Annotated in this window: 37 protein-coding genes; 6 read left to right on the forward strand and 31 right to left on the reverse strand. The window is 59.0% G+C overall.

What is annotated here, in order from left to right; translation table 11 throughout:
- Positions 1–88: 88 nt before the first annotated feature.
- The 21 genes from NPS46_RS20405 to NPS46_RS20505 form a co-directional block, all read right to left on the reverse strand.
- The gene (locus tag NPS46_RS20405) at positions 89–397 is read right to left on the reverse strand and encodes a phage baseplate plug family protein (RefSeq protein ID WP_274110354.1); all 309 of its coding nucleotides are present in this window, start codon (positions 395–397) and stop codon (positions 89–91) included.
- Positions 397–1,053, reverse strand: coding sequence for a phage baseplate protein (locus tag NPS46_RS20410; RefSeq protein ID WP_274110355.1), 657 nt, complete (start codon positions 1,051–1,053; stop codon positions 397–399). The genes NPS46_RS20405 and NPS46_RS20410 overlap by 1 nt, the downstream gene beginning before the upstream one ends.
- Before the next feature lie 2 nt (positions 1,054–1,055).
- Positions 1,056–2,330, reverse strand: coding sequence for a hypothetical protein (locus tag NPS46_RS20415; protein WP_274110357.1), 1,275 nt, complete (start codon positions 2,328–2,330; stop codon positions 1,056–1,058).
- Positions 2,331–2,486: 156 nt separating this feature from the next.
- On the reverse strand, positions 2,487–2,888 hold the full coding sequence (locus tag NPS46_RS20420; protein WP_274110359.1) for a hypothetical protein: 402 nt from the start codon (positions 2,886–2,888) through the stop codon (positions 2,487–2,489).
- Positions 2,889–2,891: 3 nt separating this feature from the next.
- Positions 2,892–3,299, reverse strand: a complete 408-nt coding sequence (locus NPS46_RS20425; RefSeq protein WP_274110361.1) for a hypothetical protein — start codon at positions 3,297–3,299, stop codon at positions 2,892–2,894.
- 10 nt (positions 3,300–3,309) lie between these two features.
- A complete protein-coding gene (locus NPS46_RS20430; protein WP_274110363.1) occupies positions 3,310–4,452 on the reverse strand; it encodes a DUF3383 family protein in 1,143 nt (380 codons plus the stop codon).
- 18 nt (positions 4,453–4,470) lie between these two features.
- Positions 4,471–5,016: a phage neck terminator protein gene (locus NPS46_RS20435; RefSeq protein ID WP_274110365.1), complete on the reverse strand. Its 546-nt coding sequence runs from the start codon at positions 5,014–5,016 to the stop codon at positions 4,471–4,473.
- Positions 5,013–5,384, reverse strand: a complete 372-nt coding sequence (locus NPS46_RS20440; RefSeq protein WP_274110367.1) for a hypothetical protein — start codon at positions 5,382–5,384, stop codon at positions 5,013–5,015. The genes NPS46_RS20435 and NPS46_RS20440 overlap by 4 nt, the downstream gene beginning before the upstream one ends.
- A complete protein-coding gene (locus tag NPS46_RS20445) occupies positions 5,381–5,980 on the reverse strand; it encodes a hypothetical protein (RefSeq protein WP_274110369.1) in 600 nt (199 codons plus the stop codon). Before NPS46_RS20445 ends, NPS46_RS20440 begins: the two co-directional genes overlap by 4 nt.
- The gene (locus NPS46_RS20450; protein ID WP_274110371.1) at positions 5,981–6,400 is read right to left on the reverse strand and encodes a DUF4054 domain-containing protein; all 420 of its coding nucleotides are present in this window, start codon (positions 6,398–6,400) and stop codon (positions 5,981–5,983) included.
- Between the two features lie 39 nt (positions 6,401–6,439).
- Positions 6,440–6,769, reverse strand: a complete 330-nt coding sequence (locus NPS46_RS20455; RefSeq protein WP_274110373.1) for a hypothetical protein — start codon at positions 6,767–6,769, stop codon at positions 6,440–6,442.
- 68 nt (positions 6,770–6,837) lie between these two features.
- The gene (locus tag NPS46_RS20460) at positions 6,838–7,866 is read right to left on the reverse strand and encodes a DUF2184 domain-containing protein (protein ID WP_274110375.1); all 1,029 of its coding nucleotides are present in this window, start codon (positions 7,864–7,866) and stop codon (positions 6,838–6,840) included.
- A 5-nt stretch (positions 7,867–7,871) separates the two neighbouring features.
- Positions 7,872–8,366, reverse strand: a complete 495-nt coding sequence (locus NPS46_RS20465; protein ID WP_274110376.1) for a structural cement protein Gp24 — start codon at positions 8,364–8,366, stop codon at positions 7,872–7,874.
- Positions 8,367–8,368: 2 nt separating this feature from the next.
- A complete protein-coding gene (locus NPS46_RS20470; protein ID WP_274110378.1) occupies positions 8,369–9,529 on the reverse strand; it encodes a DUF2213 domain-containing protein in 1,161 nt (386 codons plus the stop codon).
- On the reverse strand, positions 9,529–9,756 hold the full coding sequence (locus NPS46_RS20475) for a hypothetical protein (RefSeq protein WP_274110380.1): 228 nt from the start codon (positions 9,754–9,756) through the stop codon (positions 9,529–9,531). The genes NPS46_RS20470 and NPS46_RS20475 overlap by 1 nt, the downstream gene beginning before the upstream one ends.
- A 24-nt stretch (positions 9,757–9,780) precedes the next feature.
- Positions 9,781–10,596 (reverse strand): phage minor head protein, encoded by an 816-nt coding sequence (locus NPS46_RS20480; protein ID WP_274110382.1) that lies wholly within the window; start codon positions 10,594–10,596, stop codon positions 9,781–9,783.
- Positions 10,597–10,598: 2 nt separating this feature from the next.
- A complete protein-coding gene (locus NPS46_RS20485) occupies positions 10,599–11,975 on the reverse strand; it encodes a DUF1073 domain-containing protein (RefSeq protein WP_274110384.1) in 1,377 nt (458 codons plus the stop codon).
- 16 nt (positions 11,976–11,991) lie between these two features.
- Entirely contained in the window at positions 11,992–13,542 is a 1,551-nt protein-coding gene (terL, locus tag NPS46_RS20490) for a phage terminase large subunit (protein ID WP_274110386.1), read from the reverse strand.
- Positions 13,542–14,015: a DUF2280 domain-containing protein gene (locus NPS46_RS20495; RefSeq protein ID WP_274110388.1), complete on the reverse strand. Its 474-nt coding sequence runs from the start codon at positions 14,013–14,015 to the stop codon at positions 13,542–13,544. Before NPS46_RS20495 ends, terL begins: the two co-directional genes overlap by 1 nt.
- A 31-nt stretch (positions 14,016–14,046) precedes the next feature.
- The gene (locus NPS46_RS20500; protein WP_274110389.1) at positions 14,047–14,670 is read right to left on the reverse strand and encodes a putative metallopeptidase; all 624 of its coding nucleotides are present in this window, start codon (positions 14,668–14,670) and stop codon (positions 14,047–14,049) included.
- A 53-nt stretch (positions 14,671–14,723) separates the two neighbouring features.
- The gene (locus tag NPS46_RS20505) at positions 14,724–15,053 is read right to left on the reverse strand and encodes a phage holin, lambda family (protein WP_274110390.1); all 330 of its coding nucleotides are present in this window, start codon (positions 15,051–15,053) and stop codon (positions 14,724–14,726) included.
- Positions 15,054–15,149: 96 nt separating this feature from the next.
- Between NPS46_RS20505 and NPS46_RS20510 the strand changes: the two genes are divergently transcribed.
- Complete coding sequence (locus tag NPS46_RS20510) at positions 15,150–15,374, forward strand: hypothetical protein (RefSeq protein WP_274110391.1); 225 nt, start codon at positions 15,150–15,152, stop codon at positions 15,372–15,374.
- A 398-nt stretch (positions 15,375–15,772) separates the two neighbouring features.
- On the opposite strand, the gene NPS46_RS20515 is transcribed toward NPS46_RS20510, so the two are convergent.
- The 10 genes from NPS46_RS20515 to NPS46_RS20560 all read right to left on the reverse strand — a co-directional run bounded on the left by NPS46_RS20515 (position 15,773) and on the right by NPS46_RS20560 (position 20,912).
- A complete protein-coding gene (locus tag NPS46_RS20515) occupies positions 15,773–16,453 on the reverse strand; it encodes a hypothetical protein (RefSeq protein ID WP_274110392.1) in 681 nt (226 codons plus the stop codon).
- Positions 16,450–17,031, reverse strand: a complete 582-nt coding sequence (locus NPS46_RS20520) for a recombination protein NinG (protein WP_274110393.1) — start codon at positions 17,029–17,031, stop codon at positions 16,450–16,452. The genes NPS46_RS20515 and NPS46_RS20520 overlap by 4 nt, the downstream gene beginning before the upstream one ends.
- Positions 17,028–17,306, reverse strand: a complete 279-nt coding sequence (locus NPS46_RS20525; protein WP_274110394.1) for a hypothetical protein — start codon at positions 17,304–17,306, stop codon at positions 17,028–17,030. The genes NPS46_RS20520 and NPS46_RS20525 overlap by 4 nt, the downstream gene beginning before the upstream one ends.
- Positions 17,306–17,722: a recombination protein NinB gene (locus tag NPS46_RS20530; RefSeq protein WP_274110395.1), complete on the reverse strand. Its 417-nt coding sequence runs from the start codon at positions 17,720–17,722 to the stop codon at positions 17,306–17,308. The genes NPS46_RS20525 and NPS46_RS20530 overlap by 1 nt, the downstream gene beginning before the upstream one ends.
- Entirely contained in the window at positions 17,719–17,895 is a 177-nt protein-coding gene (locus NPS46_RS20535; RefSeq protein ID WP_274110397.1) for a hypothetical protein, read from the reverse strand. Before NPS46_RS20535 ends, NPS46_RS20530 begins: the two co-directional genes overlap by 4 nt.
- Complete coding sequence (locus NPS46_RS20540) at positions 17,892–18,452, reverse strand: hypothetical protein (RefSeq protein WP_274110399.1); 561 nt, start codon at positions 18,450–18,452, stop codon at positions 17,892–17,894. The genes NPS46_RS20535 and NPS46_RS20540 overlap by 4 nt, the downstream gene beginning before the upstream one ends.
- The gene (locus tag NPS46_RS20545; protein ID WP_274110401.1) at positions 18,452–19,258 is read right to left on the reverse strand and encodes an ATP-binding protein; all 807 of its coding nucleotides are present in this window, start codon (positions 19,256–19,258) and stop codon (positions 18,452–18,454) included. The genes NPS46_RS20540 and NPS46_RS20545 overlap by 1 nt, the downstream gene beginning before the upstream one ends.
- Positions 19,248–20,054: a phage replication protein gene (locus NPS46_RS20550; protein WP_274110403.1), complete on the reverse strand. Its 807-nt coding sequence runs from the start codon at positions 20,052–20,054 to the stop codon at positions 19,248–19,250. Before NPS46_RS20550 ends, NPS46_RS20545 begins: the two co-directional genes overlap by 11 nt.
- A 443-nt stretch (positions 20,055–20,497) precedes the next feature.
- The gene (locus NPS46_RS20555; RefSeq protein ID WP_274110405.1) at positions 20,498–20,689 is read right to left on the reverse strand and encodes a hypothetical protein; all 192 of its coding nucleotides are present in this window, start codon (positions 20,687–20,689) and stop codon (positions 20,498–20,500) included.
- A 28-nt stretch (positions 20,690–20,717) separates the two neighbouring features.
- Positions 20,718–20,912 carry a Cro/CI family transcriptional regulator gene (locus tag NPS46_RS20560; protein ID WP_108574088.1) on the reverse strand — a complete coding sequence of 65 codons (195 nt, stop codon included), beginning with the start codon at positions 20,910–20,912 and terminating at the stop codon, positions 20,718–20,720.
- A 108-nt stretch (positions 20,913–21,020) separates the two neighbouring features.
- On the opposite strand from NPS46_RS20560, the gene NPS46_RS20565 reads away from it, so the two are divergent.
- The 5 genes from NPS46_RS20565 (at position 21,021) to NPS46_RS20585 (ending at position 24,425) form a co-directional block, all read left to right on the forward strand.
- Positions 21,021–21,806 (forward strand): LexA family transcriptional regulator, encoded by a 786-nt coding sequence (locus NPS46_RS20565; protein WP_274110407.1) that lies wholly within the window; start codon positions 21,021–21,023, stop codon positions 21,804–21,806.
- Positions 21,807–22,028: 222 nt separating this feature from the next.
- Positions 22,029–22,571, forward strand: coding sequence for a hypothetical protein (locus NPS46_RS20570; protein ID WP_274110408.1), 543 nt, complete (start codon positions 22,029–22,031; stop codon positions 22,569–22,571).
- 519 nt (positions 22,572–23,090) lie between these two features.
- Positions 23,091–23,345: a hypothetical protein gene (locus NPS46_RS20575; protein WP_274110409.1), complete on the forward strand. Its 255-nt coding sequence runs from the start codon at positions 23,091–23,093 to the stop codon at positions 23,343–23,345.
- A 67-nt stretch (positions 23,346–23,412) separates the two neighbouring features.
- On the forward strand, positions 23,413–23,592 hold the full coding sequence (locus tag NPS46_RS20580) for a hypothetical protein (RefSeq protein ID WP_274110410.1): 180 nt from the start codon (positions 23,413–23,415) through the stop codon (positions 23,590–23,592).
- Positions 23,593–23,822: 230 nt separating this feature from the next.
- Positions 23,823–24,425: a DUF1566 domain-containing protein gene (locus NPS46_RS20585; RefSeq protein ID WP_274110411.1), complete on the forward strand. Its 603-nt coding sequence runs from the start codon at positions 23,823–23,825 to the stop codon at positions 24,423–24,425.
- The last annotated feature ends 143 nt before the right edge of the window (positions 24,426–24,568 follow it).

The following is a 24,568-nucleotide window of genomic DNA, read 5'->3' on the forward strand; positions in this document are numbered from 1 at the left end:
ATACTGAACTGGATTCGAAACTGCGTAGACCCAGATTGCAAGCTGATGTAAGGGGCGCCATTGATGTCAACGGACCAGGCTCTTGATCTCATATTTCCACCAGCGGGGGTATCCAGACGAGGGAGTTGTCGATACCCAGGTTGTCCAGGGTCACGTCCTTGCCGGTGAACACCATTTGCCCAATGCCCGTCCGGTAGCTCTGGATGATGTCGCTGCCCGGCTCAAGCATGACGCCGGACGCAAGTCTCGCGCCGCCACGTGCCAGGCTCATGGACCAAGCCGGCGCATCCAGGTACGAAATGAAGTCGATTTCAAAAGCAATCAGGTTATCGCCAAGCTGAACGACGAATCTCTGGTGAGCATTGCCTACGCCAGCTGCTAAAGGGATTGTGAGCATCAGATAACTCCGTCGAGAATGTTATTCACCGCATTTGTCACGCTTGCGGCGGCATCCTTGGCTATCAGTTGCCCCTTGTTTACGGCTCTTGTCAGGGCGCTCTGAGACGGGTCGCCGGATCTTAGCTGGTGGGGCCATCGGTCGTTTCCAGCGGCGAGTCGATCAAGCTGAATAACCTCCTGCAACTCAGCCACGAACTCTAGTCCGCCCTCGTTGCGCGGCTCCTTGGTTCGTGACAGGCGAGTGATCGCCATGTTCCTGAGGATTACCTCACCAATATCAACGTCGAACGGGTCGCCCACAGTCATCAGTTCAACAAGAAGCCCCAGTGTAGAACTTGCCCTCGTCTCGTCGCTGCCAGCCAAAAAACCAGCAGAAAGCCCCGCAACCCCCGCCACCAACGGGTTGTCGGTCAGATTAGAAAGCGCGCCGCCGAGAAAATCAGTCAGCTGAACTTTGACCGGGTTGTTGCTGATAGCTCCGGTCATGGTCCATTTGAAAGGGTTAAGGATTCGATGATCTGCGACCCTTACGCCACTCTCAATCGGGAACGTCGTGATGGTAACGCTGGACTCAAAGGTATCTTCCAGTACAGCGTCGAACGAGTAGCTAGCAAGGGTCGGAGCTTGCCGGGTGAATATGTTGACAATGCTCAAGGCTATCGCTCCGTGGTTGACTTGAGGTCCTCGGTCGCCTCGTAGTTCTGGCGCTCGTTGACTTGGATGATGCGCGCGTCGAGTTTCTGGCCGTCAAGCTCGAAGTTGAAGTTCTGGGTACTACTTACCCTGATCGGAGTCCTGCTAAGAACATCGCCGATGGCTTCTGCGCTGTCGCGGATATCTTCATCTCGGCTTGACCCGGCTGGCGGCATACTGTCTGCGGCCGATCGATCTCGGTGACCAAGGTAGTCAATTGCCCCGGGAGAGCGTTCGATCCGTCCCGAATACACCTCGGGATCGGCCCGATCCACGCCAAAGAGTTTGTCGAACATCGGATCAATGTAGGGCGTCATGAGGTCGGCAAGGCTGACTGCCATACCGATCTGGCCAGCGCCTTTAAGCGCGCCGCCGATGCTGCTCAGCCCGATCTTGGAAAGTCCGGCGCCGGCGACCGCGGTTGCAGCGCCGATGCCGATACCAGCCGTTGCCTGCGGATTTTCCGCCAACGCATCGATGCTCTTGCTAATTTCCGGCCGATATTCCTTGAGGAAGTTGTTCACCCCCTCGGTGGCTCCGATCAGGCTTGGTAAAAACTTCTCAGCCAGTTCGTTCTTGACGCCTTCGATGATCAGACCGAGTTGCGCCGAATTATCGGCTAGCTTTCGGCTGTTCTCGGTGAGCTGGTCGACACTTCCAGTCAGCGCACTGGCTCGCTTCATGGTCTCGTCGAGCTTTTGAGCTCCACCAGAAAGCGAACGGAACACACCATCAGATAGCCCAAGCGAGCTTTGAACCTGAGCGCGCTGCCCCTCATCCAGCTTGGGGATCATATCCGCGAGCGCGCGCATGAATTCCTCGCCAGTATTCGTTTGGTACAGCGAACTGACATCAATGCCGGCGGTAGCTAAGTCACCAATCGGACCGGCATCGCCCTTTAGCCGCAGGTTGTTCTGAATCTCTTCGAAGTGGGCCAGGGTTTCTACGGCGTCTGCCGCATCTCCACCCATAAGCTTCAGGGCATTCCCGTAGCTGTACACAGCCGCTTGGGAGGTACGCAGGTTCTGCGTGGACATTGCCAGCTTATCTACGCGGTTTGCCACGCCGACGATGGCGCTGGCGCCCGCGCCGAAGGCTCCAACGAGGGCCGCCGAGATGCCCAGTGCATTCGACTTGATCCCATTGAGGCTTGCGCCAATCTTCTTGTCGCCCGCCTCCAGGGCCTTGGTGTCATAGCCGATGCCGATCAGGAATGACTTCAGAACCTTAGTTGCCATTCTTCGCAGCCTCGTATTGATCCCACAGTTCGTCCATGGCTTGGTTGAAGCGCTCGACGCTGGCTAGGGAGTGGGTTCCGTCTTCAAGTTGCGCCCAGGTGCAGAGCGGCGGGCACACGCCAACAATCCCGACACAGGGGCGCATCAGGAACCAATTTACTGCGCTGCGCTTTCCGTGCCTGGCTGCCTTGGGCTTTTTGCGCCGCTTGGCAGCCATTCGAAAAAATCGGAGAGGTTCCAGCGCAGCAGCTCGGCCAGCAGCTGGTTGTACTGCACCATCTTGCCGCCGAAGTCGGCGACGGTGACCGCTCGCTCGGTGCCGTTGATGAACACCCGGGTCATGAGGATCTGCACGACCTGGGCCTTCACGTCCTGGCGCATCGACATGAACATCGAGCAAAGAACCTGGTCATCGACCTCAATGCCCGCCTGCGCGGCCGTGGCGAATCGCTCCAGCACGGCGCCGGACAGGAGGGACATCAGCCGGTCTTGATCGACGGCGCTGGCCATGGCGGCGTTGTACTGCACGCCGCCAATGGTGAATGGTTTCACGCTCATCTATCAGCCCCTTGTCGCTTCCCAGATGTTGAACTGCATCGTGAACTGGTCGTCCGTGATGGTCGAACCGGCCCGCCCGCGCTGGCCGTCGTTCACGATCACACCTTCGGCGCCAAGGGCCGTCTCCAGGGTGCCAATCTGGGTATAGGTGTACGTGATGTTTGCATTCGAGTTGAACAGACCCTGCATATACGCCGAGTCAGCCGACCCCGGATTCAGGTAGACGTTTACTTCGCGACCTGGATTGATTCGGTCGAGGCGCACTGCGTTTCCGCCTTGCCCCCTTCGCAGTTGGCTTTTTGCGTCTATCGGAGCATCGGTGACAGGCGTAGCGGCTTCGCCAAAATCTTGCAGCTGTCGACCGTTTACGGTGATGACGCACAGGTCTGTAGAGAAGTTATTCAGGCTCATGGATCACCTATCAATAAACGTCGAGGTCGACATCGACAATGTGGATGGCGCCGGCGCGGAACAGGCGGATGCGCAGCGGTGCTGCCTTGCGGGCATTACGGTCGGCGTCCGACAGATCGAGGATGTCCTCGGGCTTGGTCAGGATCTCGAAGCCGGCGGTGTACTTCTCAAGGCCGTCATCTGGGTCGATGTAGTTGCGCGGGCCCAAATAGCCGTTTCCGATATAGCCCTGCGAAAACGATCTCGCAGCACCAATCAACACAGCCTCTCCTGCTGGCGTTTGCCGAAGCTTGGTGGGCTGGTTGGCGTTGGCGTTGTAGAGCGCCGTGGTCAGACCGTTGATGTACGCATCCAAGTTGACCACATCGTCGATGAATTCGCCGTAGGTGCTGTGCGTTACGGTGTTGATCCAGCGTCCAGAATCGACGGAGCCTTGATTGTCGACGACGGTATAGAAGATCGCTTTCTTAGTAGCGCTCTGCATTGCGGAATACGCTGTGCCAGTTAGGGATTCGGCAGGAACCCCCGGCGATTTCTTGAACTCGCCTGTGATGGTCGAGTTGTCCGCGCTGTAGTTGACGGCCGCGAAGTGCTTGGCAAGCGCCGAACCAGAATATGGGTCGGTGGCGTGCGCGGCGGTGTAGACGTGACGGAAGCCTGCAGAAGTCAGCTGAGTGGCAATATCGTCCACATCAGACGGGTCGCGGATCTCAGTAGCCGAGGCGCCGGTCTGGTTGTCGATGAACATGCTGGTGTTGTCTTCGCACCACTGGGCGATCGCCAGCACGTCCGCCTTGACTGCCAGAACTGGAGCTGTCCACATGGTCCAGTACCACCAGGTGATATTCCGGGCCTTGTTGAGCGTGGCAGCGCGGGTAGCGTCAGCCGTTGCTGCGCCCCATACCTGAATCTGTCGAGTGGCCGGAGTGCCGCCAAGCCAGCGCTGGGCCGCCTTGTAGGTCTCAGTGGTGTCGGCGAAGTCTTCAGACAGCGCGGGCAAGCTGAAATACGTGCGGTATGTATCAGGCGCAAAGCCAACCGGCAGCTCAAGCTGAGGAGCGAACAGCATGGCGCTGGCAAAGTTCGCATTGCCCAGGCCGGCCGGGCTGATCCGGGCATTAATCCGGATGATGTTGGTAGCTGGATAGCTCACTGTGCTAGCTCCAATGGGTTATGTGGGGTCGAATTCCACGGTGAAGGTGTCAAGCACCCTGGCCTTCTCGTTCTGAAGCGCCACTTCGACGCTCAGGATGTTGTTCACCACCGGCAAGCTGCTGGTTTCATACATCAGGCGGATGGTGATCTGCGCCCGCTGCTCAAAGTTGGCCGACTGCAGGCTTGTGAGATTGTTGACGGCGTCGGTGCTGTTCCAACCGATCTTGGCCTTGAACAGCATCATGCTCACGTCGGGCCTCTTGTTGGCCTGCTTCAGGCGCTCTGCGTACATCAGGGCCTCGCCTCGGTAGAAGTTGACGCTAGCCGCGCACATGATCTGCGCTCGCACATCGACCTCAACGAGCTCGCCCGGCACGTCGCGCGAAATGATGTTGGCCTGGCCGCGCTCACTGACAGACTGCCTTGGCGTGATCGTCGCGTAGGCGCCCTTCGGCGCAGGCATGCTGCCGGGGCCTGACTGGTCGGCAAGGATGCACTCAGGCACGCCGGTCGCCAGCATCACAATCGGGCGCAGCTTTGCGAATAGCTCTTGGTTGGTCATGCTGGGCCACCTGACTGATCGTCAATGCGCATGACAATGACCTTGCAGTAGTTCCGCCAGTAGCGGTTGTCGACCTTGACGGCCTTCCACTGCTGGCCCAGGAACGTCCAGATACCTGTCTGGTCGATCAGTTGCATGTCGCCCTGGTTTATGTAGATCCGGCGCGCGTCGGTGATCCGCTCGCCGCCCTGGCGCAGGAAATCGACTTCCCTGTCGCTGGCGGGTTGAATGTTCACGACGTAAGGTGTGGTGCTCGGCGTGCCCGGCGTCCAGATTCCATCTACCCAGGCGCCCCCAGTGTCAACCGTGCGGGATGCCTCGACGCTCTCGAACACGCCATCGATCTGGCCCTCCATATTCAGGCTCATTCGAGACCCTCCGATGCGGGACCAATGGAAACTTGGTGGGTGACCGACTGGCGCATGGCGCCGGTATCGATCAGCGGATTGCTGCTGCCCTTCTTGCGAATGGTCGACGCTGCGTTGGGTGGCGTCTTCAGGTCGTTCATGTACATCTTTACCTTGCCTGCTGCCACCACACCAACAGCCTCGAGGATCTGGTCCATCGACTTACCGGCCTCCGTGCCGTCCTGGATTGTCAGCAACACTTCTGGCGTCGCGCTCGCAACCCCCGGCTCAAGCCATGGCCTGGCCGGGATGTTGATGGTGTGCGCCTGGGTCACGCCAAGTTCCATGTATCCCTTGCCAGTCTTGAGGAAGCGAACCTCATCGCGGTCGGCAGCAGCTTTGCTGGCGTAGCCGTACGATGTTCCGCCCGGGTGCTTGATGTCTGCGCCGAACTCGTTGATAGCGCCAAGACTGGCCATCGTCAGGTCACCCGACTCAACGTCGCCGGCCTCCTCATGGATGCCTACGGTGACGACCTTGTTCGACTTGAGCGCATTCAGCTCTTTCGCCAGCTCGTCCTGCAGTTCCTGGAAGCCCTGGATATCGAGTTCGATCATTCAAACCGCCTTGGCACCCATCCCGGCGCGCTTCTTGAGCCTGTAGAACTGCTGGCCGTAGTTGGTGTAGGTCAGCCAGTCGGTGCCGGCGTCCATCATCTGCGGCACGCGGTAGGCGATTGATTCATCGCCGACTGACTTTTGGGCCACGTTCAGCCGGGCTTCCGAGTTCGGTGTGCCGCCGGCGCCGAGCGCGCCAAAGTTCGTCGACAGCCAGTGAGCGGCGTAATACTTCATACCGCGCCACTTGAAGTTGCAGCAGGTCAGCTCAAGCGCGCCCCAGCGGGACGATCCTGTCTCGGTGTCAGCCTCGCACAAGGCTTCGGTAACCATGGCGTCAGGCCATTTGACCGGGTCGATGAACGCCTTCATCAGCGGGTCCTCGCGAAAGGCCGCGATCATTTCCGGAGTGATTTGCATGCGTTCACCTTGAATGGGTGGGCGCCAGGCGCCCGGGTGTTACTCGGCCTTCGAGGCCTTGGCGATTTCTTCCAGCAAGCGAGCCTTGCCCCAGGTCTTGTTGACCTTTACGCCGGCTCGGCCTGCCTGTTCACGCAGGGCTTCGATGTCGTCTCCGCCTTCATCATCGTCGTCGCTTTCCAGCTCATCAGCGCCAACGCGGCGCAGGTCGCCGTTCTTCAGCAGGGCTTTGACGAAATCGATCTTGGCCACCGCATCCGGCACTTCCACGGCTGGGTTTTCACCCGGCAGGATCGGGTAGCTGGTGTCCGCGCCATCCACCAGGTGGTTGATGGTGATCAGTCGTGCTGCTTCGTTCTTCAAGAACATGTCGAATCCTCGCCCGGAATCATTGGCCGCCGCCCCGGGCATAGCGGAGGCGGCCAAGGATCGGCTGGTTAGAACTGGTCGCGGTACGCGCCAGAGAACGGGTAGCGGAATTCAACACCGCTGATCTTGTACTCGCACGGCACGTTGACCTTGAGGTTCCACATCTGCGGGGCCAGGGAGCGCCACGGGATCGGCACCTGCATGCCCAGGTTCTCGTCGTTCAGTTCGTAAGCGACGATGCGGTCCTTGTTGCCGTTGGACACGCCGGCGGCGGCCAGCTGGGCAGCAGACAGTTGCAGGCGGCTGAAGATGTTGATCGGGCGACCGGTCAGCGCGGTGAACTGGTTGTTGGTGCGGAAGTACTCGAGGATCGTCTTGTCGGTGATGGTGCCCATGCGCTTGTTCGAGATGAACGCGAAGCGGGCAGCATCCAGGATGATCGTGTCGGGGACGTGAACGGTAGCCGAGTTGATGTAGACATCAACCAGGATCTTGTTCAGGTCAGCGACGATCTGGTCACCGGTGGTGGCAGCGTTGTACCAATCCAGGGTGGAGTTCGACAGCGCCAAGTTAGCGTTGTTGAACAGGCCGGTCATACCGCGCGCCGCGTCGCCGAAGTAGGCCACGCGCTGGGTGTGCTCCTGGGCGCCACGGAAGGCCAGTTTCGCCTTGGTGGTATCCAGCGGGATGCGCAACTGCTGAGACTTGCGCAGTTCGTCCAGGCTGTAGCTGTACTTGTTGCCGGCGTAGCCGATTGGCACGGTCGACTTGTTGGCGTTCAGCGTCACGTCTGGCAGGTCGTCAGCGCTGGCGCCGATGAATTTGCCGAGGGTCACACCGTCGTAGCTGATGTAGTCCCACTGATCTACCCATTCAGGCAGAGAGGTGTCGACGGGGATCAGCTCCATGTAGTTGATCGCGGCGTATTTGGCCTCGTAGATACGAGCTTCCAGGCTTGCCAGCTGGCTGATGTAGAACGCCAGGCCGTCGTCGAGGGTCGGTAGACCGTCGTTGAAGGTCACTTGGTGAGCGTCACGGCCGATCTGTTGCGCGATTGCAGCATCGATGGCTACGACGATTTTCTTAAGCTGAGTCATGTCGATTAGCCCCCGACCTTCAGAGAAATTTTAGCCAGTGCGCCGGCGCCGGCGGTGCTGACCCATTTGGCGTTCGGGATCAGGACTGCCAGAGTGGCGGCGGCGCCGACCACGTTGGAGAACTGCCCCTGGTTGGTACCGGTGCCGTCGCCGACTACCAGGTAGACCGGGTCATCCTTGGCGACCGCCACGCGGGCGGTTACCCAGATAGGCGCCATGGTCTCGACGGTCATGTCGCGCTTGGCGACAGCGCCGAATACATCGGTCGAGGTGTAGGCGCGGTTCAGTTCGCGACGAACCACACCGATGAACTGGGCGGCGGTCGAAGCGGCGACCGGCAGCTTGGCGCCGTCGTCACCGTCGGTCACCACGCCCAGGCCGTAGGCGATGTTGACGGTGCCCTTGTTGACCTTGGAGACGCCGTTGGACACTTCGCCATCAGCGACCATGCCCGCGTACGCGACGCCGTGGTTGATTGCGTTACCACCTTGAACTGGCATGGTTAGGCTCCTTTCTGTTTGTGGGCGCCGGACAAGCTTTGCTTGTGGGCCTGGTATGGGGTCGGCGCGGCGTCCGTGGTCGCAGGGGTGCTTGCACCGTCCTTGGCCAGCTGCATGAACTGAGCGAAGAGCGCAGCGGTGTCACCGGTTGGCATTTTCGGCTTCTTGCCACCCTTGCCGTCGTCCTCCTCTTCTTCCTCGTCCTTATCGGACTCAGCGTCGAAGGCGGCCTCAACGTAGTCGGCGGACTTGTCCGACCAATCACGCTTCGGCAGCGCAACGGCCAGTGCGGCACGCTTGATCTCGATCACGTCGAGGCTGTCACAGGTGAAACCGTCGCCGGCGACCTTGCGGGCCAGGGCCTGGGTAGCGCTGATTGCCTTGACGCGCTCGCCAATTGCGACATCGCTCGAAGCCTTGCGGGCCTCGGCCAGGTCTTCGGCAGCCTTGTCAGCGGTTGCCTGGGCCTTATCAGCCTTGGTTTCCGCATCGGTGGCACGCTTCAGCAATCGGTCGAACGAGTCGGCGACCACTTGGGCGTTCGCAGGATCAGCAACATCAACGCTGCGCCCGCTATCGGTGGTGATAATTACAGGCATTGTGTTGCCTCCTGGGTTGTGGTCGAAGACGCGAGCGATGCCGCCTGCCCTCGCTTTGGTTACCACCGCTTGGTGGTTGATGATGATGTTGCGCTGGGTGTACTCGTACTCTTGCCCGTCGGCGGTCACGCCGGGCCCGTGGACGTATTCAGCGGTGTATCCGGCGGACAGCTCGCACTTGCCCGCGTTGATGTCGTCGATGGTCTTCTGATCCTTGATGATCAGATCGCAGACAACGAAATCGCCATCGCGCCGGCCCGCACCTCGCACCTCGCCAACCGCCACCGCCTTGTAGTTCTTCGCGGTTACCAGGTCCTTGGGGTGGTCATTGGTTACCGTCGCGCCGTCGTACGTGCCCAGTGACGAGTCGTTGAACACCTCGTCTTCTGGGCGGTACACACGAACGATTCGGTTCGGATCGCCGTCGAGGCCAAGCTCTCGGGCCAGGTATTCCTGAATGCCGGTGCGCGCCACCCGGCCCGGCACCTTGAGGAAGCCCTCGCCGGTATATTCCCGGTGGGTGATGCGGTGGCTGACACGGTCGAAGACCGTACAGGTGGTCATTACTGCTTCGCCCATGCGAAGAGTGCGTCGGAATGATCGTCGTCAACCGGGCGCACGCACGCGTAGGTGCGATGCTCGTTACCGTCGAGGCTTCGGCCGTCTTCGGTATCCGGTAGAGACTTGATGTTGGCCAGGTCGCCCGGTGTCATCTGCACGGAAATGTGGAAGCCGTCGGTGTCGAATTCCGACTCGGCGCCGGTCTCGATGCACTTAACCTTGATTTTCATGATCGTTCTCGTCGCTGGAATGAATTAGCGGTAGACGCCCGGCGCTGTGCGGCCTGCGTCTTGGTTGGCCTTGACCTCGCGGGCGCTCACTGGGCGCGCGATGCATCGGCACTGATAGTCGGAGCCTGGCTTGATCGGAACACCGTCAGAACTCAACGGCAGGTCGTCCCAGCGGTAGATCCCTTTGCCGTAGGCGGTGACCTTGTTGGCAATCTCCGAGTGGCGGTGCCGGACACGGCTGTCGTCGGAGTCGACCCACTGGAAGTACTCGAAGCCGGCGCCCTTCTGCTGCTTCTCAGCCAGTTCGCCGTTGATCTTCGATGTCTGGTCGCGGGCAATCATCTTGGCGCGGCGCTGGGTCACGCCGAACTGCTCCTGCAACGCCTTCTCGATGTAGCCAGGCCGCATGCCGGAACGCATGTTCGCCATCACCAGCGTCTGCACCTCTTCCAGGCACTTGGCGGGGATGGACTTGATCAGTTGGGCGTTCTGCTGGGCCGAGGCCTTCAGGTAGTCCTGCATGGCGGTGTTGCCGCTGTACACATCGATGCCGGCCGACTTCTTCAGGTCGCGCTCGGACTTCTTGAGCGACGATTGAACGAACTCTCCAGCGATGCGCGCACCTGCAGCCTGCACCGCCGGAGATGACCAGCGACTCACCAGCGTGGAAATGGCGTTGAGGATCAGATCAGACCAAGCGTCAGTCGTGACCACTGCGTCCTGCGTGTACTCCGGCGCCAACTGGCGAACCAGCGGCATGATCTCCTTACTGATTGACGCCTTGACCTGCTTCACCAGCCGCTGCAGCTTGGCGTTGTACTGGATGCCGATCATGTCCATGGTCATTCAACCTTGCCGTCGTCATCCACCGGATCGTTGAACATCGTCAGATCCTCATCAGCCTCCAGCGCTTCGATCTTCTCGTCGTCGAACTGGTAGAGCTCTTCGGCCTGAAGGCGGCGCTGAATCTGACTGGTGGTGACGATCCCGCCGTCCTTGTAGAGCAGGTCGGTTTCGGCCTTGGCCTTGTTGGCAGCGGAAATCTGCACAGCGTCTGGCTGCTTGTACGGGTTCCAGACGTAGTTGAAGTCATCCAGCCAGCGACCGGTCGCCGACCGCACCATCACTTCGTCGAGTTGACGAAGGCCGGGGTCGATCTGCGTCAGTCGCTTCGATGAGAGGTGGTTGTAGTAGTTGGTGTCGTCGCCCTGTCCATCATTGCCCAGGCCCTTGGCAGACTCTCCGAACAGGCGCGTCACCGGGATGCCAGCGGCACCGGCGATCCAGGTCATGAGCAGGTCAAGCACAGGCGCCACCCCGGAAAGGTCCAGGGTCTTGCGGTCGTAGGTCTCTTCGCCATCCAGCAGCGCCAGGTTGATCGAGGACTTCATCATGCTGAACAGGGCGTAACGCGCCGTGATGGCGTCGTCCTGATCGCTTGCCAGCTCATCCGAGAGGCCTTCGCGCTTGATGATGTCGACGTTCGCTTCCTGCATCAGTTCGGCGATGCCGTCCTTGCTGGCTACGATGTCCATCACGTCGTCGAGGCACTTGCGCAGCTCTGAGTCGCCCCAGCCCTGTGTTTGCGCGCGCTGGCGACGTGGCAACTTGGCACCAGCGAACCGGGCGAAGTGCGTCCAGTGGATCTGCTGGGCGCCGGCCGAAATGGTGTAGAACTCCGGCTGCAGGTAGTTCGCAGCCAGGATGTTGGTTTGGTTCAGGTCCATCGCCGTCATGTCGAAGCGGTCGATCACCAGCAGGCGGTACAGGTCGCCCTTCTTGATCTTCTCCGGCTTGAGCGGCTTGGTCAGGTCCTGGTTGGTCAGCATGAGGATGCCGGCGCCACCATACAGGCGCGCCCAGCTTGTGGCCTCGCTCACCATGGCCGGCAGTTGCAGGCGGTCTTCCTCGGCCCGGATCACGTCCGCGTCGTCGCACTTGAGGGTGCGCCACTCGCGGGTCATATCCTCGGCGGGGTAATCCACGATTGCCCGGGCAAGCCAGCTTGTCTGGTATGCCGCGTCAAGCTGCTGGAAGTCGTTCAGGAACCCGTATTGGAACTGATTATGTGAGCGCTTGGCCTTCTGCGTGCCCAGGCCGGACACGACGTTCACCAGGCCATCACTCGACGACTTGATCTGGGCCTCGTACTTCTGGGCGGCCCGCACAAGGGCCTTGCCCAGCTTCTTGTCTGCTGGCACTAAGCCCTTCTTGCTCATGGGGTCACCGATTGGGTTATAGGAGGTCGCGTATCGATCGCTTGCCCTTGATGTAAACCTCGGACAAGGCGTCGATCATCACGTCCGTCTGGTCGTCGTACTTGTGGCTGTCGTCGGCGGTGAAGGATGCGACCTCACACACGAACTCGTAGTTTTGGCTGTCGTCGTATGGCAGGCACACCAGCTTGGCGGCATGGAAGCCTTGAACGTCGAGCGCCCGAGTCAGCTTGTCGCGGTCCCGAGGGACTGGCGTCACCTTGAGCGGTAGGCGCTTCTCCATCTCCTGGATCAGGCCGGTACCGCTGGATTTGTCCTCGACGTAGACCCGGCGCAGGATGCCGTTGGCCTTCCCATTCTTGGCCCAGGCACCTTTGACGAACGCCTCGAACTCACGACGCAGCGTCTTGGCGTCCATCCGCCCGCGCTTCATGCTCAGCCGGTAGATGCGCCCCTCGGCAACGCCCCACTCCGCGAACACAGTCCAGTCGTTCCAGGTGTTGGTCTTCTGGGCGGTGTCGGCGGTGATGAAGCGGTAGTCGAACTTCTCTGGCACCGGCAGATCAGCACCAGCATCCACGTCGCCGTAGTACTGGAAGTCATCAGCCGAGAAGATCCCGCCGTCGAGCGTATCGGGGTCTTGCATGTACTGACTGCTGAAGGTGTACGGGTGAGCCGTGCGGAGCGCGATCAGGTCGTGAACGATTTCCTTGGCTGGCCAGTAGGACCAATAGCCGTCCACCTGCTCCGACCCGCACACGCTCTTGATGCAGCGCTCGCGGATGCCGTCAGGCAGTGAGTCTATGTACTCCTGATTGACCAGGGCCGGGATCTTGATGTGCAGATCGATCTTCAGGCCCATGCCGCCCGACAGCAGGAACGCGGTCGAGTCATCGATGTGGCCTCGCTGCTGGATGGCAACGAACGGCGTGCCGCTGTGCGCTTTCCGGCTGCGCAGGGTGTTCACCAGGCGCGTGTGCGACTTGCGGCGCTTCGCCTCACTGAAGAGGTCGTCGATCTTGTCCCAGTCATCCGCCTGGATGTGACCGCTGTACTCGTCGCCCATGTAGCCGCCACGGACACCTGTGATCTGCCCACCGCTTGAACGGCTGAACAGTTGGTGTACGCGCTTCCCATCCTTGGCGAGCGTCCAGTCGTCTACCTTGTCCTTCTCGATATCGAAGGGATAGAACTCGCGGAACTCGGTCGATTTGACAAGGGAGCGACTGCGCTCGCTGTTCTCGTCTACCAGGCTCTTGGAATAGCTGGTGTTGAGGATTCGCACCCGGCGGTGCTTCACCATCGTGTAGACCGGCAGGTGAACAGACCAAAACTCGGTCTTGGTGCCGCCTGGCGGGATGTTCACGACGATGTTCTGCGCGTCACCGGCAAGCATCTTGCGGGCGGCATAGTCGAAGTAGTGGTGGTGCCAGTTCGTCCTGAAGCTGTCGCCCTGGGTGATGTTGAACCACAGGCTGGTGAAGGCCAAAGGGCTATGCTCGCCCGCCGCGACCAAGACGGAGCGCTCAGCGTGGCTCAGCGCGTCCCACTCGATCGGTTTGATAGCCATCAGTCCACCAGCTTGTCTACCAGGGCTTTAACCAGCTCGGCGTCAATCGGGCGGGCCTTTGCGGGAGTCATCGTCCCGTCAGTCGAGCTGAGATCTACCTGCTGCTTGTTGGTGTAGGTGCCGCCGGTTTCCTTTGCGGCCTGCTCCAATAGCTGGGCTGCAAGCGCAAGGTTTTTCACGCTCTCGGCACGCTCTGCCATTCGGCCAAGGGCACGAAGGCGGAATGCACGGTTGGCAATCGGTATGTCTGCCGTGTCTTCACGGAAACGCTTGCGGGTATCCTCGAACAGCGTCACCCAGCGCTTGGCCAGGCACTTCCCGGAAGTCTTTGTAGGGTCGTGCGTCTCAACCTGCTGGCGGGTGATTGTCACCCCGTATTCTTTCTGGACAGACTCAACCACCTGCGAGGGTGTGTCGAAGCACGCCAGGGCCTGCACGATAAAGGCCTTCACCTCATTTTGAAGGACTGCCATAGATTCTCACCCGTCCCATGCCTGTCCAGAATCAGGCCAGCTTGAGCAGACAGGTTCCGCAGGCCCTCGCAATGTTCAATTTCCCCACTTCAGCAGGACTGTTTGCAGCATCCACCAACGCTTGGACATCAGGGCTTGCACCGTAGCGGCGGACGACACCGACGAACTCTTCTACGTCGTGTGAGCGCATCTCAAGCTTGGGAGCGCCGTCCTTGGTAAAGGCAGGCTGGCCGTACTTATCCATGGCGTGTGCGATGTGATAGAGCTCATGCTCTACCAGGGCGCAGAAGTCGGTGTCGCTGCAGTGCGCGCAGTAGTCAGCTGCCAAGGTGATGATGAAGGCCGGCACGTCGCCGAACCAATCACGCATCTGCTGTTCCATACGGGCTTTCTGCCAACCGCCGGCGCGGAATGCCACCTGCTCGGCCTGGCCCAGGACTGTCCTACCCTGCTTGGTGAAGCTCGACGACGCCCACATGATCCGGATGTCTGCATCCAACAGGTGAGCATGGTCTTCGTTGTGAATGCTGCCCGTGTTGGCGAGGATCTCGGCTTGGAGCCATTCCCACACTTCGGGCGCAGGCGTGAGGCGGATACCGAAGTCGGAGAGGTCAGACAGCTCAAGTAGTGACGATGAAGGGTATGGCCTATCCATTAACCTCTATCTCCGCGCCACGTTTTCGAATGCGCCAAATCGTGGCGCGGCCGTTATGGATTTCGACTTGGAAGCTTGAAGTCGGTCACTCGATCAGCAATTGCCCGCACCTTCTCGACACCCAGGAGACCGACCCAGCCACCAACGAATGCGGCCATGCTCTGGGGCAGACCGAAGAACTCGAACCCGCTGATGATGGTCAGGGTCACCCCGCCGCAGATGGTTCCCTCGACCAGCATCTGCCGCCTCGACCCACCACCATAGGTGATGCGCAGGACCGCCATCGCGCAGGAGAGCCCGGCCGCATAGAGAATTGGTGCATGCTGGCTCAACCACGCAAGCGCAATCGCCCAGGTGTCTGGTTTGTCTGGCATGTTTGGCATCCGGTGTCCTCCCTTTCGGGGAGCTGGAATAAAAAAAGCCCCGCACGATAGCGAGGCCTTGGGATACATTTCGAAGACAACAGAATGAGGTGACGCATGGGCAAGGTAGTGAATGTATCTATTGGAGAAGAGATCCGTTGCTTCGTTATGAGTGGCTCTGTTCCGCACGATCCTGCACAACTGAAAAAACTGGTCGCTGACCAGTTGGGCGCCCCCGCGCTTGATGCGAATAGCCTACCGGCCGGCGCTACTTTCGAAGACATCATGGATGCACGATTGAAAGCCTTTGGTGCCACTAACGTCGAAATATTCAATCGCTAGGATGTAAAAGCTCGAAGCAGCAGCCTGGGGCTTTTTCATCTTCAATGTGGCGCTTTTTTGCTCGCTTCTCTTGCACAGTGAGTTCTCCCTGTCTGCGCGGATTTCCACACATCCAGCAAGAGCAAACTTTGCCATGATTGGCAAAAACGCCCGCGTCACGAGTTGTAGCGTCCCAATCCTTGGTTTTTTGGTTTCTTTCGAATCGAGCCTTGATGCGGCGCGTATCGTGTCGTCGTTGAGCTCTCGACATGTCGTTCTCCTAAGCCGAAGACGACAAAGCCCCGGCAGATTTCTCTGGCGAGGCTTTTCGATTCACTCCTAAACGCGCAGGAATGACAGGATGGGGGAATAATGCGACATGGCGACATAAAACTGCAAGCCCTTTTGAGGGGCTATTTTCACGCGGCCTCCCCTGCCAAAACCCCTACGGCCTCAAGCATGTGCTGTGCATCGACCAAAGCTTCGTCAACCATCGACTCCAGAGCCCCCCTGATGCTCTTGTTCCAGCGCTGATAGGTGCGCTCCGTCAGGCCCTGGGAATCCCAGTTCGTCATGTCGTAGTTCGACTCGGCGAGGACGATCATCTCGCCCGGCTTCGACTCGGCGATCGCCCTGGCATGCTTGTTGGCACGCGCCACGTCTGCATCAGCCGCCTTGTTGCGCCAATCCCACTGGCCATCCTCCTTGTTTTCCCGATGCTTTGGCGCCTTCACCTCGACAACGGCGCGCTGAATGCCCTTCGACTGCTGCGGAACCGCCCAGACCAGAACCGCCTGCTGAGTGAAGCGCTTGGGCGCCGGCGAAGGCACAACAGCTACAAGGCGCCCAATGGAATCGATCTTGCGCCCGCGGTGGGTGCTGTACTTGGCTACCAGCGCATTCCAGTGGCGAGGGCTGAGCTGGGCATGCAGCAGCTTATGTACGATGCAGTCGACGAGCAGTGCCGCATCCTTACCGGTGATCTCCCCCTTCAACTTGCTGGTCTGCACTCGCGGCTCGACGTTGCACCCACCGGCGCTGTTGATCGTTTCCGCTGCCAGAGCGCGGACCACTGCCGAAACCACGTTGTGATAGTTCATGCTGCAGCCCTCTTCAGTTCTCTGGTCTTTACCCGGTAGTCGGCGGTCATCGCCTTCAGCTCATCCACGGTGTACTTCTTGGCCTCATGAGGGCCTTCCAGCCACTCAACCGCCTCGATACCGATCCGCCTCACCAGCTCAATGCGGTAGTTCACGATGTTCCCGGAAAGCCGGGTATTGCACGGCGAGCACTGGCGGTGGCAGTTCATCGGCTCGAAGCGCAACGCCGGATTGCTCCCCACGGTCCGGTAATGGCCGGCGTCATACTTACCCTGGTGGTGGCGGCCGCAGCTGATGCACGGCAGCTCAGCGTCACGGGCGCGCACCCAGGCGTTAAAGGCCTGTTGCGTGTCCTTGAGGTGATCCGCCCTGCTCTTCAGCTTCTCCTTGCGGACCCGGATCTCGGATCGCTCGACCTGGCCAAGCGACTTGCGCGCCTTTTCCTGGTGGCGTGGCGCATCGATCATTGCGCAGGCCGGACTGCACACCGCCTGCCCGATCCGCGAAGGGACGAAAGAGGCCCTACATGTCTCGACGCGGCATTTCTTCGGCTTGGCTGGCTTCCGTTTGATGGTCATTCGGCCTCCTCCAAGCGCTGGCAATGAGCTTTCACGATCTTGTCGAAGCGCGCCTTTCTGCGCTTCTGGTTGATCGGCCCAATAATTCGCAGGAATCCCCACAGGAACGGGACCGATATCGGAAAAGTGACAAGCATCAGCAGTCGAATCACGAACGCGGTTATTGCGAATCCGAGACGGTAGAGGCCTTTCCAGGCCTCCCGGTACATATCGGGGTCAAAAATGCCTGTGGCAGCCTGCCAGGCGATATGACGCATAGTGAATTTCTGGCTCATCAGTAGCGCCCTCCCCAATTGTCCTTTTGTGTCCAACGCACTTGGTGCTCGGCGCCGAAGGCGTGCACCCACTCGATCAACTCGCCGCACTGCTTCACGGTGAGCTTGCTTGTGCGCTCGTAGATGACATCGAAGCCGTTGCCATCTACCGCTGGGATCATCTGCGGCTGGTCGCCAGACTCACGCAGCCAGGCGGCCGTCAGCAGGCGCTTCCAGATCAGGACATCCCACTTCTTCCCGGCGTGCTCGACCTGGCCGGCGATATCTGCCAGCGCCGCGTGCAGGGCCTTGTTCTGCTCCCCGCTGCGGTCGACTTCGGTGATGGCAAGCTTCTTGGGCTTGGTCAGGTCCAGGGCGGCAAGGTGGCCCATGGCCCTGTTGCGGTCCGATTCGTTGCGGATCTGCAGGTTGGTCATGGCTTCACCTTCTTGAAGTACCGGTGATAAGCCCAAACTGCGAGATAGATCGGCCAAATCATCGAAGCGACCCAAAGAACGGCAACCGTGAAGGGCTTCAGATCCTCACGCCGCGTCAATCCAATGTTCAGCCCGCATATTCCGCAGGCCAGCATGAAATAGAGCTCGGTCATGACTGCTCTTCCTTACCCATGGCGGCGCGAGCCACGATCACAGAAGCCATGTCACGCTCGTACAGGCGGCGAGTCACCGGGTGCATGTCTTCGAGCTTTTGGCCGCCATGCTTGCAAATGACCTCAGCAGACAACTCATCGGCACAGTCACCGAGCGCCTTGCGCAGCGACTCGTTCTCTGCCTTAAGCTGGTCGCGCTCGCTGGAAACGTCAATCAACTTGGCTGCGTTGCAGTCACATTGGCCGCGCCATTCGCCGAGGATGTCATGCACGTCACCAGTGTCTCCGCAGCTCCAGCAGGAAGGGCCGTTCCGCCAAACCTCAAGTTCTTGCTCAAGCTCTCGCTCGGTTTTGCTGCGCAACGTATTCAGCCGATTGTTCTCGGCGATCAGGGCTAGGACTGCGGCGGGTGTAGCAGCGCCCATGAACGCCGTCACTGCATCAATTTCTGCTTGGTTTGGCCCGGGCTCGCTGGAAATTGTCATTTCGACACGTGTATCGCTGGTCACTGCGTTTGCAGTCTCGGCCAGCCGCTTCAGTTCGGTGTAGTCAGCCATCAGAAACCCTCCTTGCCGCGCTGCGATTCCCACTCAAACGGAACAACGATCAAACCGCCCTCCCGCAAACGATCGACACAACGGTCACCCATCGCACGCCCAAGTTCGCCGGCGCCCAAGTTCGAAATGATCACCGTCGGCGCTTCACGCTCGTACCGGCCGTTGATGATTGCGAACAGGGTGGTCAGTTCGAAGTCGCTGGGCTGCTCCTTGCTCACGCCGATCTCATCCAGCACCAACAGGTCGGGATTGATCAGGCTGGCTAGGATGTCGGATTCGGATCGTTCGCTTTTCCGGTCGAAGGTTGCCTTGATGGCCTGCAGGACCGCCCCAACAGTGCGATACACGGCCGTGCGAGACGTCTTGTGAAGCAACTCGTTGGCCATCGCCACACCGAGATGCGTTTTCCCGGTACCGGGCTTGCCGATCAGCACCATGCAGCGACCGACTTCGCGGATTTGGTCAAAGGTCGCGACGTAGTGGCGGCAGAACTTCAATGCCCGGCGCTGCTCGTCATGCTCGACCTGGTAGTTGTCCAGCGTGCGGTTCAGGAAGCGTTTCGGGATGAGAGCGTCTCCAAGCTTGCGGGCCAGCGAGAGACGTAGTTCGTAAGCCTTCTCGGCCCTGGCACTTTCCTCGCGCTCGATGGCAATGGCACGCAGACACTCGGGGCAGCCGCCCTTCAGCTCACGCCCCAGGATCACGGTGACCTTCTGGTCGAATTTTCCGTGTTTCTCGCAATCAGCTGGCTGGGTTCGGATCGGGAGAACGCCATCCGATACCGAAACAACTCTCTCAGAGCGCATAGGTGCCATCCTCCCGCTGGGTCAGTCCAGCGGTGTAGTCGCGATCAGCAAACCCGTTGTGACGGGATGGCGGGAACTGGTGGACATTGCTTGCAGATTTGACCTCGTCTTCCCACCGCTTGCCGTTCAGCCAGGTCGCTGGGTGCGGGATGAACTGACCGCCGTCTTTGGTCCACTCGGCGCACACCACCTGCTTGGCAAGACCGCTGGCGATCAGGGTGAACAGCTCGTCAGTGACCTTGAGTTTCTTCCATGCCTTCTCGGCGTTCGCTTTGCCCTTCTTGTTCGGGTACAGCTTCCAGAACTTCGGGAACAGGTCATCGCTCGCCGAAGTCGGCAATGCCGGAGGCGTTGACGGGTTGAGGGAATCAGCAGTCAGGAATCCGGAATCAGGAATCAGAGAATCAGCCGGAGCGCTTCCGGTAATGGCAGAAGTGGTTCCGCCAAAATCGGTAGTGATACAACCCTCTGATACAGAAGGGATAACTGACTCCGGCTCATTACGATGCGGGTTCTGATGTTTGTCGAAGTTCTCTACCTGGATGAAGCGTTTACCGCTTACGGTGTAGCGCGTGATGAAGCCTTCTGACGCGAGCCACGCCAGCATGCCTTCAGTATCGATGCAGTCGCGATAGGGAAACAGCTCGCCCTTGATGCGCAGCGGGCGATCTTCAAGGCGCCCCGCTTTGTCAGCGAGCAACCACAGACCTTCGAACAACAGGGTAAGCATTGGGTCAGCCACACCGAGAACTTCGTTCTTGAACAGGGCTGGCTTGATGTTTCTTGCGCGGGCCATGATCAGTGCCCTCCAGAAATAGGGACTGAATAGGAGCGCGCCACGTTTTCAGGAATAGAAAAACGTGGCGCGTAAATAGCTTTGGTGTTGCCGGTATTAGTTGAGTGGTGCATAATCCACCTCACAGATGCTTTTGATGTACGCAGTAGAAAAACCACCCGGCCAGGTGGTTTTTTTTCGCCTGCTGTTTGTGGTGTTCATTTTCATCAGATCCTCAAGAGTCCCTTAGGGGCTTATTAGTCCTTACGTCCCAGCGATGTAACGTTGCTCCGACTTTTAGGCGGTCTCGTCATTCGCGTGAGAGCTTCTTGGATGATTCTTGCTGCCAGCTTTTCGGGTGAAATACCTTCTGCTCTGGCCAGTAGCTCCAGCTCTCGGGCACCTCTCCCGTCAAGCTGGACATCCAGCTCTTTTGTTTCGGGCACAGGCCCTCCTCGGCCACTTCAGGCCACGTCAGTCTTCGCGGTAAGCTCTTCCATCATCTGGTTCAGGCCGCGCTCAAGGATCTCGCGCGCAAGTACTGCTTTCTGAGTGCGCTGGTACCGCGCCATCGCTGTCAGCAGGTCGTCGGCCACCTCGTCCAAGCGAACCTTGGTGGGCTTGTCGTGAAGGTGGTCAGGCTCGAAATACGACATCTGTGTTTCCTTGTGTGGTTGGAATTTGTTAGGCGGCGGTTTTTTGGGATGGAAACGGACGCTGCTCTTGAGCCGACAAGCTGCCGTCATCTTCAAGGGTCACGAAAACATCGCGACCTACACGGATCGCCTTACTCAAGGCGCCCTGCGTGCAGCCAAGCATTTGGGCGGCCTTGGTGTGGCCGTGCTCTTTGGCAAATTCGGTGAGTGTGATTCGGCGCATCACGGCGTCCTCTACAAAGTCTTCATTACAAGTATGACCGCCGGTATTGTTGGTAGTCAATACCGGCGATATTGGTTAAGTAAATACCGTGGGTAATAACATCGCTGAATGAAAAAAGACTCCCGACGACTTCCGCTATCCGATTGGCAGCTGGAAGACAGCGCCAGGCTGAAATCCTTGTTCCAGGAAAAGCGTGGAGAGCTGAAACTCACCCAGGAAAAACTCGCCGCTGAATTGGGAGATGGAGTTACTCAGGGTGCCGTAAGTCATTTCATGAATGGACGCACAGCGCTAAGTGTCAACGCAGTCGTCGTGTTTGCGAGAGCTCTTGGGGTCCCGGTTTCTGACATCAGCCCCACGCTAGCAGCCCAGATAGAAAAAATGACTCTGGCTCTTCCTGGGAAAATTTCTGCCGACCCTCCCGATAACCGTGCTCCCCCGCGCAGCTTTGACCTGAAGAATGAGCCGGGCTACACCGGCGTCTTGCAACTGACCGCGCGCGGATCAACTGGAGATGGCGAGGACAATCCCCACATCGAGATTCGGGGCATCCTGGCATTCAAGTCTGACTGGCTGCGGGCGAACCGGCTCAACCCCAAGCATCTGGATGTGATCTATGCCGAGGGGCACAGCATGGAGCCCACTATCTATAGCAGGGATGTCCTGCTGATTGATGAATCGAAGATCGAGCCGAAAGACGGACACATCTTCGCGATGCAGAGCGAGTCCAAGGGCACGATCGTGAAACGGCTAGTGAAGTCCGACTTCGACGGCTGGATCATCCGTAGCGATAACCCGGACAAGGCGCGCTATGGCGATGAGACGCTGCGTGATGGGGAGATCAACGAGGTTCGCATTATCGGGCGCGTGGTATGGCGCGGCGGGATGCTGTAATAGCGGCCACTGTTCTAAGGTCTGCAGCATGGCAAAAAACAACATAAAAAGGAGCTATACTGGTATGAGCGACAAGCCAAAAAACACACCCGTGCCAAAACCCGCCCAGCAGCCAAGCAGGCCAGTCAAAACCAATGATGGCTGGGGGAAAAGTGAAAGTGGCCGCGGCCCGAATACCATATCGGAGAGCCGCCCCGTTCCACGCCCACCCCGAGGGGACTGATGATGGTCGATGCCGATAATCTTAAGATTGAGCTCCACGAACTCAGTTTTTATGTACAGCGCAATATTCGATACCACATGCGAAGAGGGGCATTTTTTCTCCGGTGGGGTCGGTTCACCGCTTTTATCGGCATCATCTTTGGCTCTGCAGCCATAACGTCTTTACTCGCCGGGGCTAGCTCATACGTGACTGGTGCTGCAGCGCTTCTGGTTACAGTCGCTTCGGCCGTTGATCTCGTTGTTGGTACAGGTCAGCGAGCTTGGCTGCATAACGATTTGCGCAAACGGTACCTGGATATTGAAGCTGAGATGTTTTTAGATGAGCCAGCCTCCCAGGCCACCAAGCTACGAGAGTACAAAAGCCGCATTCGAAGAATCGAGGCTGATGAACCCCCTACGCTTCCAGCTCTTGAGATATTGGCTAGGAACGATGTAATCCGGGCCTTGTATCCAAAAGAAGAAGCAGATAAGAATGTCAGCCAGCTAGGTTGGTTCAAGCGCACCACTGCGCAGTGGTTCGACTGGGACACCTCAGAAGCCTAGCGACGAATGCTCATAACCCAATAAGCCCGGCCTAGCGCCGGGCTTATTGTTTCTGCCCTCCCCGATCTGAATCCGTAGCCCGCCACTGAGCGGGTTTTTTTGTGCTTGATGAAAAATACATGACCGCCGGTATTGACCGCTAACAATACCGACGGTATTGTTCACTCCATCGAGTCACCCAACAGGGACTCGCCAGGGCCTCACAGCCCGCCGCTCTTTAACAGCACGGGAACCTCGCAGATCGATCCCCAGTAATGGGCACAGCGCGAGCAATAAATTCGATCTCCACGCCAGCTCTGGAACTGGCCGTGCTCACCAGATGTGAGTACGCGAAACCACGCAAGCCGGTCGGCGAAGAACACCGTCCACGAAATGTGTGACGCCGGCCAGAGATATGAATCGGGCGATGCGCGTGGTGGAGAAACGAACTAAGGCAAATTTTGCACGGGTTCAATTGGACAGCATCACTGAGCAGCCTTCTCGCGAGGGCTGCTTGGGATGATTACCGGAGGAAGTGAAATGCCTAAGTACATGCTCGACTACATCCGGCTTTGCCAAGAGTGCAGCCTGGATCTGCGCACGATCGGCAACATGATCAGCATCGTGATTCCAGCTCTGCAGCGTGAAGCAACAGCGCTTCGCCGCGCCGTGAGCGAGTTCGCCGGGGTCTTCCCTGAGGTTGAGCAGGACGCCGAACTGCTGGAGCCGGCCATACGGGCCGGAATTCAGCGCTGCCGGCCTCAGCCACACCAGCAAGACTTGTTCGCAGCATGACGGGCCTTTTCACTGATGCCCATCCAGAGCGGTGGGCAGCGGGAAAATCACCGAACGGAGCAACACTATGACTCGCGCTGAATTTGAAGACACAGAAGGCATCGCCATCGCGGCAATGCTCGGCCTGCTTGCCAATCAGACACCTCTTTCCCCTGATGAGGTCGCTGTGAACGCATTTGACTATGCAGAGGCGCTAGTGGCTGAGCGCAAAAAGCGCATTGGTGAAAAACCTCCATACGACTGCTGATCAACCAGCGCCACGACAGCCTGTCGATAACTGCCCGAGCACCTGCGTGCCGAAGCGCAGGCTGCATCGGGATGTGATCTGAATGCCCCGTGGCGAGGGCTACACGGCTGGACGGGTGACCCGCACCTGAAAGGCCCGAGGCGACCTCGGGTGAGTCGCTGATGCTGGAAGTCGCTACCAGCCAGATCACACCCCAATGCAGCAACCCTCCCCCGACAAGGAAAAGCCCCATGCAACCAATCCAACTGACCACCTATACCCGCGGCGATCTGATGATCAGCAGCCCTGACGAAGCTGTTGTGCTGAAGCTGGCAACCCTGGCGATTGGCGTTAAGCCTGCTCCAGCTGCAAACGATATTCCATCCATCGGCGAGTACTGGCCCGGTGAAGGCGGCGTTTATGCCGGCGTGATGCGCGGCGAGAACGGCAGCCCTGACTACCGCCTGATCGTTCCTATCCATGAGTCGGTCAAGGGTAAGAAGCTGGCCTACGGCGGCCGCGAAGTCGACGAGCCAGAGGCCGCAAGTCGCCGTGATGGCCTGGCCAACACTCTGCACTTGGTTGAAGGCTCCAGCCAGGACCACCCAGCCGCGAAGTGGTGCAACGAGCTGACCATTGAAGGCCACAACGACCTGTACCTGCCGGCCATTGACGAGCTGGCTCTGTGCATGGCGACCGTACCCGAGCTGTTCGAGAAAGCCTGGCATGCCAGCAGCTCGCAGCGCTCTGCCGACAACGCATTCTACATGTACTTCGAAGGTGGCGGTCAGGGCTACTACGGCAAGCTCTACGAGTGTTTCGTCCGCCCCGTCCGCAGATTGCCTATTCGCTAATTCATTAATTGCTTTTGCTTTGCAGGCGAATCGCGGGGCTGCTCACAGTACGAGCAGCCAGTCCTGATACACGCTGGGTAGTGCCAGCCGCCTGCTTAAGCAATTGGAGTCCGCATGCTTCAGATATTCCTGATCGGCGCAGC

It is taken from the genome of Pseudomonas putida (assembly GCF_028682395.1).
Lineage (GTDB): Bacteria > Pseudomonadota > Gammaproteobacteria > Pseudomonadales > Pseudomonadaceae > Aquipseudomonas > Aquipseudomonas putida_AB.

Excerpts from the sequence above, each read along its gene's own strand:
- NPS46_RS20510 (WP_274110391.1), top strand. The coding sequence starts at position 15,150 with ATGGGCAAGGTAGTGAATGTATCTATTGGAGAAGAGATCCGTTGCTTC.
- NPS46_RS20470 (WP_274110378.1), bottom strand. The coding sequence starts at position 9,529 with ATGACCACCTGTACGGTCTTCGACCGTGTCAGCCACCGCATCACCCAC.
- NPS46_RS20495 (WP_274110388.1), bottom strand. The coding sequence starts at position 14,015 with ATGGCAGTCCTTCAAAATGAGGTGAAGGCCTTTATCGTGCAGGCCCTG.
- NPS46_RS20420 (WP_274110359.1), bottom strand. The coding sequence starts at position 2,888 with ATGAGCGTGAAACCATTCACCATTGGCGGCGTGCAGTACAACGCCGCC.
- NPS46_RS20435 (WP_274110365.1), bottom strand. The coding sequence starts at position 5,016 with ATGACCAACCAAGAGCTATTCGCAAAGCTGCGCCCGATTGTGATGCTG.
- NPS46_RS20450 (WP_274110371.1), bottom strand. The coding sequence starts at position 6,400 with ATGCAAATCACTCCGGAAATGATCGCGGCCTTTCGCGAGGACCCGCTG.
- NPS46_RS20570 (WP_274110408.1), top strand. The coding sequence starts at position 22,029 with ATGATGGTCGATGCCGATAATCTTAAGATTGAGCTCCACGAACTCAGT.
- NPS46_RS20555 (WP_274110405.1), bottom strand. The coding sequence starts at position 20,689 with ATGTCGTATTTCGAGCCTGACCACCTTCACGACAAGCCCACCAAGGTT.
- NPS46_RS20535 (WP_274110397.1), bottom strand. The coding sequence starts at position 17,895 with ATGACCGAGCTCTATTTCATGCTGGCCTGCGGAATATGCGGGCTGAAC.
- terL (WP_274110386.1), bottom strand. The coding sequence starts at position 13,542 with ATGGCTATCAAACCGATCGAGTGGGACGCGCTGAGCCACGCTGAGCGC.
- NPS46_RS20415 (WP_274110357.1), bottom strand. The coding sequence starts at position 2,330 with ATGGCAACTAAGGTTCTGAAGTCATTCCTGATCGGCATCGGCTATGAC.
- NPS46_RS20465 (WP_274110376.1), bottom strand. The coding sequence starts at position 8,366 with ATGCCAGTTCAAGGTGGTAACGCAATCAACCACGGCGTCGCGTACGCG.
- NPS46_RS20545 (WP_274110401.1), bottom strand. The coding sequence starts at position 19,258 with ATGCGCTCTGAGAGAGTTGTTTCGGTATCGGATGGCGTTCTCCCGATC.
- NPS46_RS20515 (WP_274110392.1), bottom strand. The coding sequence starts at position 16,453 with ATGAACTATCACAACGTGGTTTCGGCAGTGGTCCGCGCTCTGGCAGCG.
- NPS46_RS20530 (WP_274110395.1), bottom strand. The coding sequence starts at position 17,722 with ATGACCAACCTGCAGATCCGCAACGAATCGGACCGCAACAGGGCCATG.
- NPS46_RS20565 (WP_274110407.1), top strand. The coding sequence starts at position 21,021 with ATGAAAAAAGACTCCCGACGACTTCCGCTATCCGATTGGCAGCTGGAA.
- NPS46_RS20440 (WP_274110367.1), bottom strand. The coding sequence starts at position 5,384 with ATGAGCCTGAATATGGAGGGCCAGATCGATGGCGTGTTCGAGAGCGTC.
- NPS46_RS20550 (WP_274110403.1), bottom strand. The coding sequence starts at position 20,054 with ATGGCCCGCGCAAGAAACATCAAGCCAGCCCTGTTCAAGAACGAAGTT.
- NPS46_RS20480 (WP_274110382.1), bottom strand. The coding sequence starts at position 10,596 with ATGGACATGATCGGCATCCAGTACAACGCCAAGCTGCAGCGGCTGGTG.
- NPS46_RS20560 (WP_108574088.1), bottom strand. The coding sequence starts at position 20,912 with ATGCGCCGAATCACACTCACCGAATTTGCCAAAGAGCACGGCCACACC.
- NPS46_RS20505 (WP_274110390.1), bottom strand. The coding sequence starts at position 15,053 with ATGCCAAACATGCCAGACAAACCAGACACCTGGGCGATTGCGCTTGCG.
- NPS46_RS20525 (WP_274110394.1), bottom strand. The coding sequence starts at position 17,306 with ATGAGCCAGAAATTCACTATGCGTCATATCGCCTGGCAGGCTGCCACA.
- NPS46_RS20425 (WP_274110361.1), bottom strand. The coding sequence starts at position 3,299 with ATGAGCCTGAATAACTTCTCTACAGACCTGTGCGTCATCACCGTAAAC.
- NPS46_RS20475 (WP_274110380.1), bottom strand. The coding sequence starts at position 9,756 with ATGAAAATCAAGGTTAAGTGCATCGAGACCGGCGCCGAGTCGGAATTC.
- NPS46_RS20500 (WP_274110389.1), bottom strand. The coding sequence starts at position 14,670 with ATGGATAGGCCATACCCTTCATCGTCACTACTTGAGCTGTCTGACCTC.
- NPS46_RS20445 (WP_274110369.1), bottom strand. The coding sequence starts at position 5,980 with ATGATCGAACTCGATATCCAGGGCTTCCAGGAACTGCAGGACGAGCTG.
- NPS46_RS20460 (WP_274110375.1), bottom strand. The coding sequence starts at position 7,866 with ATGACTCAGCTTAAGAAAATCGTCGTAGCCATCGATGCTGCAATCGCG.
- NPS46_RS20575 (WP_274110409.1), top strand. The coding sequence starts at position 23,091 with ATGCCTAAGTACATGCTCGACTACATCCGGCTTTGCCAAGAGTGCAGC.
- NPS46_RS20520 (WP_274110393.1), bottom strand. The coding sequence starts at position 17,031 with ATGACCATCAAACGGAAGCCAGCCAAGCCGAAGAAATGCCGCGTCGAG.
- NPS46_RS20455 (WP_274110373.1), bottom strand. The coding sequence starts at position 6,769 with ATGTTCTTGAAGAACGAAGCAGCACGACTGATCACCATCAACCACCTG.
- NPS46_RS20540 (WP_274110399.1), bottom strand. The coding sequence starts at position 18,452 with ATGGCTGACTACACCGAACTGAAGCGGCTGGCCGAGACTGCAAACGCA.
- NPS46_RS20485 (WP_274110384.1), bottom strand. The coding sequence starts at position 11,975 with ATGAGCAAGAAGGGCTTAGTGCCAGCAGACAAGAAGCTGGGCAAGGCC.
- NPS46_RS20585 (WP_274110411.1), top strand. The coding sequence starts at position 23,823 with ATGCAACCAATCCAACTGACCACCTATACCCGCGGCGATCTGATGATC.
- NPS46_RS20580 (WP_274110410.1), top strand. The coding sequence starts at position 23,413 with ATGACTCGCGCTGAATTTGAAGACACAGAAGGCATCGCCATCGCGGCA.
- NPS46_RS20405 (WP_274110354.1), bottom strand. The coding sequence starts at position 397 with ATGCTCACAATCCCTTTAGCAGCTGGCGTAGGCAATGCTCACCAGAGA.